Origin of the sequence: Streptomyces sp. NPDC005485 (assembly GCF_040606085.1) — a bacterium.
In the GTDB taxonomy this organism is placed as follows: Bacteria; Actinomycetota; Actinomycetes; order Streptomycetales; family Streptomycetaceae; genus Streptomyces.
Window position 1 is genome coordinate 24,119 of record NZ_JBEXDZ010000084.1, and the last position, 14,993, is coordinate 39,111.

At 66.5% G+C, this 14,993-nt stretch carries 12 protein-coding genes; 10 read left to right on the plus strand and 2 right to left on the minus strand.

All coding sequences use genetic code 11. The features are described from left to right. The first annotated feature begins 25 nt into the window (after nt 1–25). The 10 genes from ABZS97_RS25900 (at nt 26) to ABZS97_RS25945 (ending at nt 10,166) form a co-directional block, all read left to right on the plus strand. Entirely contained in the window at nt 26–2,152 is a 2,127-nt protein-coding gene (locus ABZS97_RS25900) for a glycosyltransferase (protein ID WP_356141003.1), read from the plus strand. Nucleotides 2,153–2,430: 278 nt separating this feature from the next. Beyond that, entirely contained in the window at nt 2,431–3,642 is a 1,212-nt protein-coding gene (locus ABZS97_RS25905) for an acyltransferase (RefSeq protein WP_356141004.1), read from the plus strand. A 126-nt stretch (nt 3,643–3,768) separates the two neighbouring features. After that, a complete protein-coding gene (locus ABZS97_RS25910) occupies nt 3,769–4,746 on the plus strand; it encodes a hypothetical protein (protein ID WP_356141006.1) in 978 nt (325 codons plus the stop codon). A 220-nt stretch (nt 4,747–4,966) separates the two neighbouring features. Next, nucleotides 4,967–5,623 carry a hypothetical protein gene (locus ABZS97_RS25915; protein ID WP_356141008.1) on the plus strand — a complete coding sequence of 219 codons (657 nt, stop codon included), beginning with the start codon at nt 4,967–4,969 and terminating at the stop codon, nt 5,621–5,623. 68 nt (nt 5,624–5,691) lie between these two features. Next, nucleotides 5,692–6,663 (plus strand): hypothetical protein, encoded by a 972-nt coding sequence (locus ABZS97_RS25920; RefSeq protein ID WP_356141010.1) that lies wholly within the window; start codon nt 5,692–5,694, stop codon nt 6,661–6,663. Between the two features lie 15 nt (nt 6,664–6,678). Continuing rightward, nucleotides 6,679–6,975 (plus strand): hypothetical protein, encoded by a 297-nt coding sequence (locus tag ABZS97_RS25925; RefSeq protein WP_356141012.1) that lies wholly within the window; start codon nt 6,679–6,681, stop codon nt 6,973–6,975. Between the two features lie 138 nt (nt 6,976–7,113). After that, nucleotides 7,114–8,304 (plus strand): hypothetical protein, encoded by a 1,191-nt coding sequence (locus ABZS97_RS25930; protein WP_356141014.1) that lies wholly within the window; start codon nt 7,114–7,116, stop codon nt 8,302–8,304. Nucleotides 8,305–8,534: 230 nt separating this feature from the next. Beyond that, nucleotides 8,535–8,873 (plus strand): hypothetical protein, encoded by a 339-nt coding sequence (locus ABZS97_RS25935; protein WP_356141016.1) that lies wholly within the window; start codon nt 8,535–8,537, stop codon nt 8,871–8,873. After that, nucleotides 8,866–9,525, plus strand: a complete 660-nt coding sequence (locus ABZS97_RS25940) for a hypothetical protein (protein WP_356141018.1) — start codon at nt 8,866–8,868, stop codon at nt 9,523–9,525. The genes ABZS97_RS25935 and ABZS97_RS25940 overlap by 8 nt, the downstream gene beginning before the upstream one ends. Then, complete coding sequence (locus ABZS97_RS25945; RefSeq protein WP_356141020.1) at nt 9,522–10,166, plus strand: hypothetical protein; 645 nt, start codon at nt 9,522–9,524, stop codon at nt 10,164–10,166. The genes ABZS97_RS25940 and ABZS97_RS25945 overlap by 4 nt, the downstream gene beginning before the upstream one ends. Before the next feature lie 223 nt (nt 10,167–10,389). Here ABZS97_RS25945 and ABZS97_RS25950 read toward each other — a convergent pair whose 3' ends face one another. Together ABZS97_RS25950 and ABZS97_RS25955 are read right to left on the minus strand one after the other, a co-directional pair. Further along, the gene (locus ABZS97_RS25950) at nt 10,390–10,968 is read right to left on the minus strand and encodes a hypothetical protein (protein WP_356141022.1); all 579 of its coding nucleotides are present in this window, start codon (nt 10,966–10,968) and stop codon (nt 10,390–10,392) included. A 95-nt stretch (nt 10,969–11,063) separates the two neighbouring features. Beyond that, nucleotides 11,064–14,993 (minus strand): DUF6531 domain-containing protein (locus ABZS97_RS25955; protein WP_356141024.1); only part of this gene is annotated, 3,930 nt, incomplete at its 5' end.

A 14,993-nucleotide genomic window follows, 5' to 3' on the forward strand; every position in this document is an offset into this window, starting at 1 on the left:
CAATTCCCGCCGTCGTCGGCTGCCGATGCGTCACCTGCTGCCCTCGCTCATCCTCGTCGCCCTGATGGCGATGCTGATGTTGCGTGGCTATGTGCACAGCGAGATCCTCGCGGACCACCGCGTCCAGCCCGAGGCCGTCACCGACAAGGTGCCGCAGAAGATCCTCGACGGCGGCCCGGTCATCGACACCCGCGACGGCCGTACGACCAGCCTCGACGTGAAGGACCACGATCTCGTCCTCACGTTCGACGACGGCCCGGACCCGACATGGACCCCCAAGGTCCTCGATGTCCTCAAGGCGCACCACGCGCACGCCGTCTTCTTCGTCACCGGCACCAACGCCTCGCGCTATCCCGAGCTGATCCGCCGCATGGTGAGGGAGGGGCACGAGGTCGGCCTGCACACCTTCAACCACCCCGACCTCTCCTACCAGTCCCAGAAGCGCATCGACTGGGAGCTCTCCCAGAGCCAGCTGGCACTGGCCGGCGCGGCGGGCATCCGCACCTCCCTCTTCCGGCCGCCTTACTCCTCCTTCGCCGACGCCATGGACAACAAGTCCTGGCCGGTCACGCAGTACATCGGCACGCGCGGTTACATCACCGTCGTCAACAACACCGACAGCGAGGACTGGCAGAAGCCCGGCGTCGACGAGATCATCCGCCGCGCCACGCCCAAGGGCGGCAAGGGCGCGATCGTCCTGATGCACGACTCCGGCGGCGACCGCCACCAGACGGTCCAGGCGCTGGACCGTTTCCTGCCCCAACTCCAGGGCCAGGGCTATGTGTTCGAGAACCTCACCGAGGCACTCGGCGCCCCCAGCGCGCACACGCCGGTCACCGGCACGGACCTGTGGAAGGGCGAGGCCTGGATCTTCCTGGTCAGCGCCTCGGACGAGATCACCGACGGCCTGGTCGTGGCGCTCGCCGTGATCGGCGTCCTCGTCTTCACCCGCTTCGGCCTGATGCTCGTACTCTCCGCGGTGCACGCCCGCCGCGTACGCCGCCGCGACTTCCGCTGGGGCGCGGCGCCGGTCACCGAACCGGTCTCGGTGCTCGTGCCGGCGTACAACGAGGCCAAGTGCATCGAGAACACCGTCCGTTCGCTGATGGCGAGCGAGCACCCCGTGGAGGTCCTCGTCATCGACGACGGTTCGAGCGACGGCACGGCACTGATCGTCGAGGGCCTCGACCTGCCGAACGTACGCGTCGTGCGCCAGCACAACGCCGGCAAGCCCGCCGCCCTCAACCGCGGTCTGGCGAACGCCCGTTACGAGCTCATCGTGATGATGGACGGCGACACCGTCTTCGAACCGGCCACCGTCCGCGAGCTGGTCCAGCCCTTCGCGGACCCGGCCGTCGGCGCCGTCGCGGGCAACGCCAAGGTGGGCAACCGGGATTCACTCATCGGAGCCTGGCAGCACATCGAGTACGTGATGGGCTTCAACCTCGACCGCCGTATGTACGACATGCTGCGCTGCATGCCGACGATCCCGGGCGCGGTCGGCGCGTTCCGCCGCTCCGCCCTGGAACGGGTCGGCGGCATGAGCGACGACACACTCGCCGAGGACACCGACATCACGATGGCGATGCACCGCGACGGATGGCGGGTCGTGTACGCGGAGCGCGCCCGTGCCTGGACGGAGGCGCCCGAGTCGGTCCAGCAGCTGTGGTCCCAGCGCTACCGCTGGTCGTACGGCACGATGCAGGCGATCTGGAAGCACCGTCGGGCCCTGATCGAGCGGGGCCCGTCGGGGCGCTTCGGCCGCGTCGGACTGCCCCTGGTGTCCCTCTTCATGGTCCTCGCCCCGCTCCTGGCCCCCCTGATCGACGTGTTCCTCCTCTACGGAGTGGTCTTCGGCCCGACGCAGCGGACGATCGGGGCCTGGCTGGGCGTCCTCACCGTCCAGGCGATCTGCGCGGCGTACGCCTTCCGCCTCGACCGCGAACGCATGACACACCTGATCTCGCTCCCGCTCCAACAGATCCTCTACCGCCAACTGATGTACGTGGTCCTGCTCCAGTCCTGGATCACCGCACTCACCGGAGGCCGGCTGCGCTGGCAGAAACTGCGGCGCACCGGCGTGGTGGAGGCGCCGGGCTCGATCCCGCGACAACGGGCGCGGAGCGGGGACGACCGGAGGCCGGTGGGATGACACAGGAACGTCAGGAACGTCAGGGATATCCCGGATATCAGGGATACCGAGGGCATTCGGGGGCTACGGAGGGATCGGTGGGGGCGGAGGGAGTGGTGGGAGCGGACGGCGCGGCGAGAGCGGACGGCGCGGCGGGTTCTGGAGGTCCTGGAGGTTTCGGGGGTTCCGGGGGTACGGCGCCGGTGTGGCCGCAGGCTCCGGTGGCCCCGGCCACCTCGACTGCCCCGGCCACTGCGGCCGCCGCGGCCGAGATTCCGCACCAGCGGTCGGCATCACCCGTGGCCGCGCCCGCGACGGCCCCGGCGGCCCCGGCGGCCGGGACAGCCCCACCGGATCCGGCGCCCAAGAAGCCGGGCCGTGACCGCTACCTGGACCTGCTGCGCTCGATCGCACTCGTCCGAGTCGTCGTCTACCACCTGTTCGGCTGGGCCTGGTTGACGGTCCTGTTCCCGTCCATGGGCGTGATGTTCGCGCTGGCGGGCTCGCTGATGGCCCGCTCGCTGAACCGCCCGGCGCTGGGCGTGATCAAGGGCCGGGTAAGGCGACTGCTGCCCCCGCTCTGGGCGTTCAGCGCGGTGGCACTGACGCTGATGTTCGCGAACGGCTGGAACATCCTCAAGGACCCCGACCACGGGGGCACTTGGGGCGTGATCGACCTCGTCAACTACGTCATCCCGCTGGGCGCCCCGCCCTTCCCCTGGCATCTCGGCTCCGAGTCCGGTCTGCTGGAGTCCAGTTGGGCGATCGAGGCGGCGGGCCCGCTCTGGTACCTGCGCGCGTACCTGTGGTTCGTGATCGCCTCCCCACTGCTGTTGTGGGCGTTCCGCCGGGTCCCGTGGACGACGCTGCTCGCTCCCCTCGCCCTGACGGCGATCGTGGGAACCGGCATCGTGAACATCCCCGGAGAGACGGGCAACGCGGTCTCCGACTTCGCGGTGTACGGCGGCTGTTGGGTCCTGGGCTTCGCCCATCACGAGGGGGTGCTCAAGCGGATTCCCCGCTACGTGGCGGTCTCCTGCTCGGCTCTGCTGATGGCCTTCGGCCTGTGGTGGGCCTCGGGGCACCTCGGCCCCGACGGCTGGGACCTCAACGACATTCCGATGGCCCAGGCGACCTGGTCCTTCGGCTTCGTCGTCATCCTGCTCCAGTACTCCCCTTCCTGGCAGGAGCTGCCGGGGAAGCTGGCGCGCTGGGACAAGCTGGTGACGCTCTCCAACAACCGCGCGGTCACGATCTACCTCTGGCACAACATGCTGATCATGGCCACGGTCCCGATCATCGACCAGGCGTACAACCTTCCCTTCATGCAGAGCGACCGCGCGGTGGGGGCACTGGACACGACGTACATGCTCTGGATGTTCGTGCTGGTCTGGCCACTGATCGCCCTGACGATCGTCGCGTTCGGCTGGATCGAGGACATCGCCGCGCGGCGCAGCCCCAGATTGTGGCCGAACGGTGTGAAACGTGGGCGCTCCCGGCGAAGGTCCTGACGCGGGCAAGTGGGCTAGTTCATAAGACACTTGCGTGTGGGGGACGGGTGGTGAATGTTGGGGTCCGGGTCGGGTGGGGCGGTTGTTCCTCCCCGGCCGACATGCCGCACGGGGGAGACACCACAGATGACACAGCCGCCGCAGGACGGTTTCGGGGCGCAGCCGGGTCCGTACGGGTATGGGGGAGAGGGCCCCAACCCGTATGGGGGGCAGCAGGGCCCGAATCCGTACGGGGACCAGCAGCCGAACCCGTACGGCGGTCAGCAGCCGCCGATGCCTCCGCCGGTGCCGCCGCAGGGACCGCCTCAGGCCGGACCTCCGGCCGGGCCGTACGCGCCTCCGCCGGCACCTCCGACTCCGCCTGCTCAGCCGCCGGGCCAGGGACAGCAGCCCAACCCGTACGCGGCCCAGCCCCAGCCGTACGGGGCGCAGCAGCCGGCGTACGGCCAGCCGTATGCGGTGGGGTATCCGCCGCAGGCCGGGGGCGCGGGCGGTGACGGAAGCGGTGGCCAAGGCCCCAAGAAGCGCCTGGCCATCATGATCGCGTCCGCCGTCGCGGCCGTCGTCCTGATCGGCGGCGGGATCTACTTCGTGACGAGCGGCAACGGCGACGAGGGCGACAGCAAGCCGAAGGCCGACAAGAGCGTGTCCGCATCGCCGACGGCGTCCACGACGGACGAGCCGTCCGACGAGGCGTCGGAGTCGCCGGAGGACCACTACGGCGACGACGAGGACACGTCGGACGACGCATCGAACGGCACGTCGGACGACTCCACGGGCGGTTCCGTCACCCCGCCCGATTCGACGGGGTTCGAGGGCCAGTGGCAGAACGACGACAACAAGACCCTCACGATCGGCGACAAGTACGCGACCGGCGACTACAAGGGCAAGTACGCCCTCTCCTACATCGACCCGGGCGGCGAGGGCATCCTCACCGGCCTGGGCGCGGACCGCAGCGACGGCGGCTTCCGGATGGTCCTCCAGCCCATGGGCAGCAAGAAGGACTCCGACTACACCTCCGCCACCCTCAAGCGCGACGGCGACAGCGTCGTCATCACCTGGGACGACGGAGGCAGCGACACACTCCCGTACGTCGGGGAGTAGCACGGGGCCGGCACGGGCCTTTGCAACGGCCAACGAAGCGACGACCGTGCCCGCCCGTGTCACCCGAACGAGGGCCAAGGCGACTCCCTTACCCCCACTAACTCCCCGTACGCCCCATTCGTCCCCCGAGTTGACGTAGTTCGCTCTGGTGTCGCCCCGCAGGCCCCCGATACCGTATCGCTGCCCTCCCTCCCCCCAACCGCCCCACCAGGAGCCCCCAGTGAACCGCCGCCGCCCCCGCCTGCTCACCACAGCCGCCGCCGGCGCCACCGCGGCCCTCCTCCTCACCGCCTGCGGCGGAGGCGACGGGGGCTCCAAGGGCAACGACAAGATCGCGGGGGCGGACACGGGAAGCGAATCGCCGGCTTCACCGACCGCGACGGCGAGCGCTGCCGGTCGGCCGAAGATCGAGCTGCCGTCGGATCTGACGTACACCTTTGACTGGCCGAAGACGGGTGACAAGGACAAGGACGCGGTCTTGGCGGACAGCGAGCAGTCCATCAAGGCGGTGGACCTGGCCATCGTCAACCAGGACGCGCTCGACAAGGCGTACCTCTTCTATTACGAGGGTGAAGCGGCCGCAAGCACCCAGCAGTTCATTCAGGCGTACGTCAAGGCCAAGGCACGCACCACGGGTGATTACCGCTACTACGACTCGGTGGTCAACGTGAGCGGCGCCGGCAGGGCCTCGCTCGTGTACTGCGAGGACCAGAGCAAGGCGTACGACATGTATTTGAAGAACAAGAAGGTCGACAAGACGGCCGTCACCAAGAACAGCTATGTCCTGTACAACACCCAGCTGCACAAGAACGAAAAGGGTGTCTGGGTCATCGAGAAGCTTCTTTCTCAGAGGGGGAGTGCCAAGTGCCAGCCCTGAGTGCCGGTGTACGAGCGCTGGTCGCAGCTACGCTGATCGGCCCGGTTCTTCTGTGGGCGCCTCCCGCCATGGCCGACAACAAGATCGGTGGAGGCGCTCAGACACCTCCCTCCGGCGGAAAGGCATCAGGGAATGCCGACAACGACGGCAATCTCTCGGCGACTGCCGGTGCCGTCGTCTTCGACCGCTCCAAGAACGGCTCGGGCGAGTCAACGGGCCAGGTAACCTCCGCGTCGTCCAGTTGGACCCCGCCTGCGTGCTACTACGCCCCCAAGTACTCGCCTGACGCGCTGCAGAAGTATCTGGAGCCGATCTGGAACGCCGAGTCCACGGGCTCCCAGTGGGACCTGGAGCAGCGCAACAAGTACGAGAAGGGCCAGCCGTACAAGGACTTCAACAAGGACAAGGCCGGCAAGGGCTACTGGTGGGACGCGTACGTCACCAAAGGCCGCGAGGGTGATCCGGGCGCGCTCGACTGCGATAAGCCCATCTTCTGGGTGGACAAGGGCGACGCCCCGCCTGCCGACATCCCCCAGGCGATCACCCCCAAGATGCTGGCCCAGCTGGCGTACGCCGAGATCCGCGTTCCCTCCACGAAGGTGAACCTGGCACCCGCGGACACCACCAAGGTCAACCTGCCGACATGGGCCTGGCTGGATGCGGCGAAGTTCAAGCCGGTCTCGGTCACCGCATCGGTTCCGCTTCTCGGCGTCGAGGCGACCACCACCGCCGAACCCGTCTCTCTGAAGATCGACCCCGGCACGGACGACGCCACCACCTACCCCGCCTCCGGCGTCTGCGAGTTCGACAACGGCCATATCGGCGAGGCGTACGCCAAGGGCAAGGCGGACGAGACGCCCCCGTGCGGCGTCGAGTACCTGCGCTCCTCGGGCGACGGCTCGTACCCGCTCAAGGCCACCATCACCTGGAAGATCCACTGGACCGGCACCGGCGTGACCGACGCGCAGGACCTGCCGGACGGCACGTTCGGGGCGGAGCAGGACGTCGTGGTCCAGGAGATCCAGTCTGTCAACCGTTGACCGCGAGGAGCGAAGGTGTCGAAGGGTTCGGACCTGAAGGTCGACTACGACCTGCTGTCGACGAGTGCCAAGCAACTCCGGCAGATCCGCCACGAATTCAGTGGCTTGGAGGAGTGGAAGCGGGACGTGAAGGCCCTTGTCGGCGACCCTGGCGTCCAGAAGGCTATGGGCGACTTCGTGGACAACTGGGATAAAAACCGTGGACGCCTGGTCAAGGAATTGGAAGAGGTCGGGAAGATGGTCAAGGCAACCAGCGATGCCTTCAAGGGGCTCGATGAGAACCTGGCCAAGTCCAACAAAGGCAGGAAGTAGCTGCCTCGTCTGAGGCCAGACAGACGACTCTTCTGTATAGGGGGAACATCGATGGCGCGGCCTGCTGACTGGGCGCCCCTCGCCGAAGCCGACCCAGTGCCAGGCGACCCGGAAGGGCTCCGCGACGAGGTCGGGCACATGAAGAAGGTGGCCGAGAAGCTGCGCACTCAAGCTGCCGCCATGCAGGCGATCGCGGACTGTGACGGGCTGAAGGGCAAGTACGCCGACGATCTGGGTGACAAGGCGCGTGGCCTTGGTCGAAGGCTCGACCTTGCTGAGGACCGTTACCGCGAGGTGAAAGGTCATCTCAACGGCTGGGCAGATGACATGGAGACCGCCCAGAGACGAGCTGACCGTGCTCTCGGTGACGCGAAGGACGCCCAGCGAACCATCGACGCCCACAAGCCGGACGGCGCTCCTGACCAGGGTTTGAGCAAGGAATCAGGTGAGGACGAGCAGGACGACGACCCCGCAGTGAAGCGGGCCAAGGAGGATCTCGAGGCGGCGCGCACAAAACTGAACTCTGCGGTCTCCTTCTACAGCGAGCGTGCGGATCACTTCGCCGGCAAGATCCGATCATCAATCGACGATGATATGAAAGACAGCTGGTGGAACGATTTTAAGGCGTGGGTGGCGGACGCTGACTGGCTGACAACATTGGCCGACGTATTGAGTAACATCAGTACCGTTCTCACTTTTATCGCGATCTTCTTTCCGGCGGTCGGTGGGCTGGCCGCGCTAATCGCTGGGGTCATTTTCGCGATCCATCTCATTCAGGCGATGACGGGCAACGGTTCATGGTTTGACGTGTTGACCGACGTCGCGGCGTTCAAGATGGCAAGGAACGGCGTCAAGGCCGCCAAGGCAGTCAAGGGGTTGCAGAAGGAAGCTCGAAGCGTTGCTCAGGGCCTCACGAAGCAGGCGGAGAAGCGAGCCGCCACTCGTGCGAGCGCGCCTAGGAGGGCAGCTGTCGGAGGGAAGGCCAGCCGTTTGCATCGCGCTGCTGACGCCCAGAAGGCGCGTGCAGCGGCTCGGCAGGTGGAGAAGAACCCGTTGCCGGAGGTACGGCAGGCTGAGAAGGCCAAGGCACTTGGAGACAAGGACATGGCTCAGCAGTTGAAGGACATCCGACGTCTGCGGGGCGAGTACCCCGGAAGCCCGCAACTTCAAGGCGCAGCGTCTGAAGCTGAACGCCAGCTCTCGGTGTCCCGGGCGAACTGGGGAGCCAGTACCGCCCTTGACCTGGGAGGCAGGGTTGGAGATGAGACGTCGAGCACCTACACGAACGCCAAGGGCCATATGACGGCCCCGCTATTGTCGCAATGGTGAGGTTCAAACCAGTGAGGCGGGACGCGGGTTCCACGGACAGCGCGCGTGTCCGCAGGGTACGACGGTCTCAAGGTAGCGCGCGGCCCTCGGAGCCGCATCGCCGTCGTCTGTCCACTCGGACTTCCCGCGCAGAAGAATCGAGTGGTTCCCCTGAGGTCGACAGTTTCAGTGGCGGTACCGCTGAGCCGGAGGACGAAGCACTGTTCAGGCTGGCGGCAAGACTGCGCTACGTGTTGATCGCGGTCGCTGTCCTCATGCTCATGTGGTCTCTGGCAGCCATGAGCGGCGGCAGGACATCGGGGGTGGAGCTTGCTACCCCCACATGGCCAGTGGACATTGCTGCCCTCACCCCGTTGTTGGTCCTTCTGCGGTTCTGGGACTCGAAGGCCAGGGAAGAGGGTGTAACTCTGGAATCCGACTTGAAGATCCTTAGCGGCCTCTACCTCTTCATGTCCCTGCCCTTCGCCGTTTTCGACAGCCTCTGGCAGCTCTGGCCTGCCGTGGGTTTCAGCGTCGCCGTCTACGCAGGTATCTACTACACAAACAGGCAGGCCCGCGCCCGTGGCTGAACCCGCTTCCCCGCCGATTGGTTACCGGCTCCTCCTTCCGTCGGACTGGGTGCAGATTCCCCTCAGACAAGGTGATGCGGAGCAGGCCGCACGAGACATCGTCGGCTCCGCGTTCGCACGTGTTCCCGCTGACGTGCCGCGTGACAAGCTGACGCCACTTCGGTTGGACTTGGAGCGTCGGCTGCTGGCGGCTGTCGCCGATGCCCGTAGGGCCAAAGCATTGGAGTTGTACCTGCCGATGCGGCTGTCGAGCGAGGTCAATCTCGGTGCGTCGATCGTCGTCTCCGAGACTCAGCTGCCCTCGCGCTCCGGAGCGGACACCGAAAGCAGTCCCCTGTCGAATCCTGCCGAAGTCGCGCTGCAGTTGCTCTCGGGTGACGGTGGTGGCATCGACGTCGACCTGAGCAGCGGCGAAGTCGACGGAGCCCTAGCGGTACGACGAGAACGAGTCGTCCTCGCAGATCCGGAGCGTAGAGATGAGCTGGCAACCCGACGGATCGATTACATCGTGTCCGTCCCCGATGATCCGACTCGCTGGTTCATTGCCGCCTTTTCTACGATCGGCGCTGGAGACCCCAAGGACGACTTGGCCGACGCCTTGGTCGAGTGGTTCGACGCCCTCATGACGACATTTCGATGGAGTTGGACATGACCGAGGGCTGGATCGATCTGGACCACGAGTTCGATCTCGATATCGCGTACGACCCGAGCCAGTGGCTGGAGATCCCTCCCCGGTGGGAGACCGAGACCTGGCAGGACATCCGTGCCTGGGCGCAAGAATGTGCCGAGCTGCTGTGGCGTTCGTACGGACAGGATCCGGGCGAGTCCGGGATTCCGTTCCTCGCGGACACCCTGCGGCGTTGCGCTGACGCCTTCGTTCCGGAGGGTTTCGATACACGTGTGTTGCTACGTGTGTGGGATCCGCTGACGATGCCGCTGCCGCTCGTCGCTGTCGTGCGGCCGGCAGAGGGCGAGCGCGACCAGACCCTGCATGATTTTGTCCTGGCCGAGGACTCTCAAGCAGTCGAGGCCCCTGTGGTCGAGGAGCATCGGGCGAAACTGGTCGGGGACGGACTGCGCGCCTTCTGCTACCTACGGCAGGACGATGGTCCGGAGGTGCTCGCGGGACTGCGCTATGCCTGGCGTGACGACGAAGCCGGCGCGGACGTGGTGCTGTGGACGGCAACCGACGACGTCGGACAGATCCTGCGTGCCGCCGACGACATCGAGAGGCTGACCCACTCGGTTCGAGTACGAGAGCTGTTGTCGCGGACTCGTCTGGAGGGCTCGTAGCAGTCCTTCGTCGTAGGGGTCACGCGCATTGACCTGGAAGAGATTGGCGGTCCGTACCGAGTGCCGCAGCGAAGTACAGTCCCGGCACGGGCGCTTCCCGTCTGCCGTAAGGGCCCCGGCGAAATGCAGGACAGGGACAGGGCTCCACGTCCACGCGTTCTCCAGGTCACTGAGAGGGGTTGCGTTCGGAAATCCGGCGATGGTGGACTCGATATCCGTCGTGTCAGAGACCCCAGGGATTTGGGTGCGGTGTTGCTGTTGGGTCCTCGGACCAGACAAGGCGCGCTTCGAGGTCGTCGCCGAGTAGTTCGGTGAGCCGGTTTACTGCCCAGCCGTTCCAGTAGATGCCACCGCGGTACTCCGGCACGCGGAACGCCGGCAGGTCGGCGGGGAGTGCGTCGGGGAGGAAAAAGGCCTTGGTGATCTCGCCCGTCGTCTTCTTCGGCTTGGACGATCGCCGCGTGTCGAGGCAGTCGACGATCTGCTCCACGAGGTAGAGGACGTAGTCATCGGAGCCGTCGGATTCATGGGGTTCAGGGGAATCGGATGTGCCCGTTTCGTCGACGACCACCGGTACAAGGCGTCCCGCTGCGGAAAGATCATTCGCCAGCGGTTCGGCGATGCGTCGGCTGAGTACCGGGGCGCCTGGGTATCCACATGGGAACTCACCCTTCCGCCACCGTGGGTTGCCGTCCCATGAACCGGTGAATGAAGTCGGGAGATCCGATTCCGCGCCGGTGATCTGCCAGCGGATGAGCTTCCTGAGGGAACTGCCGAGGAGCAGGGTCCGGAATTCCTTCATACGGGGCAGGAGTCGGTAAACAGAAAGGTCTTCTTGGTTCCCTCGGCCCCCTTGATTCCGTGGGCCTGTCTGAGTGCTTTGGGGATTTTCAGTCACTACGGTGCCGTCCAGACTGCGCTCGGTGAAGGTACGCCGGTCGAGAGCTCTCCCCCGACCTCTCGTCCGATGCCTCGCAATTCCCGCCGGAGTTCGGTGCGGATGGCGCGTGCACCGAAGCCACGGGCTGTCCTGTCTTCCACGACCTGCTCCAGACGCTGGTTGACTCGTTGCAGGAAGGGCTCGCGGTGGGTGAAGTTGTGAGGGCTCGGGTGTCCGAGGGGTATGCCGTTCGCCGCGTCGTTGACATCGACTCCATACCTTTCCAGCAGACCACGACTTCTGGCGCCGGGGACCCAGTGCCCCATGTTGCCCCCGGACGGAACGATATGCGCCGCTGCCTGGCCCCGACTGACCGGACGCCCCTCACGCCGCATGTTTCTGCGAAGCCGTCTCGCGTTCTGGCGGCAGGTCAGGAGCCCGAGATAGTCGATCCACAGCAGGGGGTTGAGGACGTAGCCGCGAGGGTTGGGCCCGGCGTCCATCCCCAGCGGATCCGGGCTGAGATACGTCGCGGTCGTCGGGTCGTAGTGCCGGAAGTAGTTGTAGTGCAGCTCGGTCTCGGCGTCGTAGTACTGGCCCGGGAAGCGGAGCGGCGTATAGGCGTCGGCGTTCTCACTCCACGTGGCGAGGCCCCACAGGGTGGCGGAGGCGCGCCAGGCGATGTCACCGGCCTCCGAGACGAGTTCGGTCGGAGTGCCGACCAGATCGGTGACGATGGCGAAGAAGCGCTCGTCGATGAGGTGTTGGGGGTCGTCGGCTGAGGTGCGGCGTTCCGTCTGGGTCAGGGGCCGGGTGTTGTCGCGGTCCCAGGTGAGGGTCACGTCCTCGGGTCCGTCGACGGTGTGGGTGGTCTGCTCCACGAGATGGGGACCGTCCCAGGTGAAGCGGGTCTCCTCGGCGACGGTGAATCCGTCGGGGCCCAGGCGCTGCTTCGCCGTACGGCGGCCCGCTGGGTCGTACAGGTAGCGCCAGACAGTCCCGTCGGGGGTGACCACGGAGGTGAGGCAGTCCTCGGCGTCCCACGTGTACCGCCAGATGTCGGGCTTGCGGGACAGCCGGGTCTTGCGCCGCAGGACGACCCGGCCCGCGGTGTCGTACTCGTAGTGGACGGAACCGGCGCGGGTGACACGGTTGCCGTCGTAGGCGCGGTCGCCCCGCGCCTCGGGGGCGGGCTGCCGGTCCGGCCAGGCGGCCTGTGTCTGGTTGCCGGACTCGTCGTACGCGTAGGACTCGGCCCAGCCCGCGGCGCGGATGCCGGTGATGCGGCCCGCGCCGTCGACGTCGAAGGTCCGGCGTCCGAAGGTCCGGTTGTCCAGCGCGGTCAAGCTGCCGTCGGCGCGATAGGTGAAGGTCTCCTGCTTCAAGGGCCCGTCCGGGGCGGACAGCGTCCGGCCGGTGAGGCGGTCCTCCGCGTCCCAGCTCTGGGTGAGGGCGAGGCCGTGGTTGCCGAGTCGGCGGGTGGTCTCACGGCCGACGAGGTCGTAGGCGGAGTCGATGGTGAGCCCGGCCGCGGTGAGCGTGGTGCGGTTGCCCGCCGCATCGTAGGAGTACGTGGCGGTGGCGCCGGTCGGCGTGGTGCGGCGGGTGGGGCGGCCCAGGGCGTCGTACGTCGTGGTGAGCGCGCGTCCGTCGACCGCTTCCGCGGTGATCCGCCCGGCCGGGTCGTATGCGTAGGAGAGCGTGGCGTCCGGTCCGGTGGCCCGCAGGATGCGGCCGTTCTGATCGTGAGTGAAGACGGTCGCCCTGCCATCCACCACCTTGCGGGCCTGGTTGCCCACGATGTCGTAGGAGAACGCCGATATCTGCCCCAACGAGTTGGTGCAACGGGTGAGTTGGCCTGCCGCGTCGTGGACGTAGGCGATGGTCCGGTCGTCGAAGTCGGTCTCCGCCGTCAGGAGGCCGCTCGCGTCATAGGTGTAGTCCCAGGTCAGTTGCCGGGGGTTGGTGACCCGGGTGAGCCGCAGTTCCGTGTCATGTGTGAACGTGTGCCGGGCACCGTCGGGAGTGGTACGCGACTTCAGCAGATCGAAGCCGCCGTAGGTGAAGCGGGTGACCTGGCCGAGTGCGTCGGTATGGGCGAGGCAGTTGCCTTCCCCGTCGTACGTCCACTCCTCCGTGCTGCCGTCGGGGTCCGTACGGGACGTCTGGTGGCCTTCGATGCTCCAGGTGAGACGGGTCGTGGCAGTCAGCGGATCGATGAGGGCGACGTTGCGGCCGAAGGGGTCGTACATGATGCGTGTCTGCGCGCCGAGCGGATCCGTCGCCGAAACCGGCTGTCCGGCAGCGTTGTTCACGAAGCGTTGTACCGCGCCTGTCGGATCAGTCAGCGACGCCAGAGCCCCTGTCTCGTCGCGGGTGAAGGACACGGTCGCACCCATGGGATCGGTCATGGAGGTGCAGTTGCCCCGCTCGTCCCATTCCTGCCGGATGACCGAGCCGTCGTATCCGGTCAGTACGACAGGCAGGTTCAGCTCATTGAACTCAGTGGAGGAGGTGGCCCCATCGGGCAGGTGAACAGCGGTCAGGTTGCCGGCGTGGTCCCATTCCATCCGCGTGGTGCGGCCCAACGGATCGGTACGCGAGAGGAGTTGGTCCCGGTGATTCCATTCCTGAAGGGACGTGTGACCCAGAGGGTCGGTCTCGGCTATGAGTTGGTACGCGTCATTGAACTGGTAGCACGTCGCATGGCCCAAGGAGTCGACGGCGACGGTGCGATGCGCCACGTCGTCGTATTCGAAGGTGTAGTTCAGGATCCCGTCCATGCCCCGGCCGGTGACACAGCGTCCCTCGTCGTCGTACTCGAAGCGGTACCAGAAGCCGTTGCGGTCCTCCCAGCCGGTCATGCGATGCCGGTTGTCGTAGGTGAACTTCAGTGGCAGACCCGAGGAGTTGTAGACCTCGGAAAGGTCTCCGTTCGCGTCGTATCCGTAGCGGACCAGGGCGGGTCGCTCGGAATGGCTGCTCAGGGACAGCTCGACGATGCGGCCGTTCTCGCAGGTCACGCCGATGCGATAGCCGCCGTGATGGACCATTTCCGCAGGGGTGCCGTCGGCTGTGTATGCGATCGAGATCGCATTGCCGTTGCGGTCGCTGATGAGCGACAGGTGAAGTTCGGACGGCGAGCGGGCGGGCAGTGCGCGGAAGCGCAAGGTCTGGCCGGTCTCGGGGCGGTGCACGGTCAGGTCGCCCTCGTCCCAACTCAGCGGCCAGTGCGGGCCTTCCACCGGGAGCACGGGCACGTCGAGATCCGGCACCGGATACGTCAGAACCATGCCGTCATCGACCACCAGCCGCGCTCCGGTCGCGTCGAGCAGCAGCCGCTGGTCGAGAGTGGAAGTCCACCCCCGCCCCAGAAGGCGGCCGCTGTGCACACCGGTGCGATAGTGCCGTTCGAAGAGCAGCGGCAACATACCGTCCAGTGAGACATCGGTGGCGGACATGACCATCTGACCCGTGGCCATGTCGATCGGGTCGCCGCGGGTGAAGAGCTTCTTCATCTGACGGCCGAGGGATCGAGTGCTCTTCCCAAGCCCTTTCATGCCGAGCGCCATGCCCTTGAGTCCGCCCTTGCCGAGGGCCTTCATGCCCTTGGCGAGTTTGCCCAGGCTGGTGAGGCCCTTGCCGCCGGGGATGCAGTCGAGCGCCGCGAAGGCCACATCCCATAGGGAGGCCTGGCCCTTGGCGTATTTGTTCAGCGTGTCGGCGAGGACGACCAGCGCGGCGATCAGCACGATGGCGCCGAGGATCGGCCCTCCGATGATCATCGCGATGATGCCGACGACGGCGACGACGACCTTGCAGACCGCGACGATGGTGTCCCAGTTGTCGGAGAACCAGTCCCCGACCTCCTCCCACCACTTGCGGTTGTGGATACCCGCGTCCGACGCCTCGTCGATCTTCGTCTTCGCGGTGTGCGCGGCCTCCTC

Bases quoted from the DNA above. Each gene is read 5' to 3' on its own strand.
- ABZS97_RS25900 (WP_356141003.1), top strand. From the start codon at position 26: ATGCGTCACCTGCTGCCCTCGCTCATCCTCGTCGCCCTGATGGCGATG.
- ABZS97_RS25945 (WP_356141020.1), top strand. From the start codon at position 9,522: ATGACCGAGGGCTGGATCGATCTGGACCACGAGTTCGATCTCGATATC.
- ABZS97_RS25950 (WP_356141022.1), bottom strand. From the start codon at position 10,968: ATGAAGGAATTCCGGACCCTGCTCCTCGGCAGTTCCCTCAGGAAGCTC.
- ABZS97_RS25920 (WP_356141010.1), top strand. From the start codon at position 5,692: ATGGCCGACAACAAGATCGGTGGAGGCGCTCAGACACCTCCCTCCGGC.
- ABZS97_RS25930 (WP_356141014.1), top strand. From the start codon at position 7,114: ATGAAGAAGGTGGCCGAGAAGCTGCGCACTCAAGCTGCCGCCATGCAG.
- ABZS97_RS25910 (WP_356141006.1), top strand. From the start codon at position 3,769: ATGACACAGCCGCCGCAGGACGGTTTCGGGGCGCAGCCGGGTCCGTAC.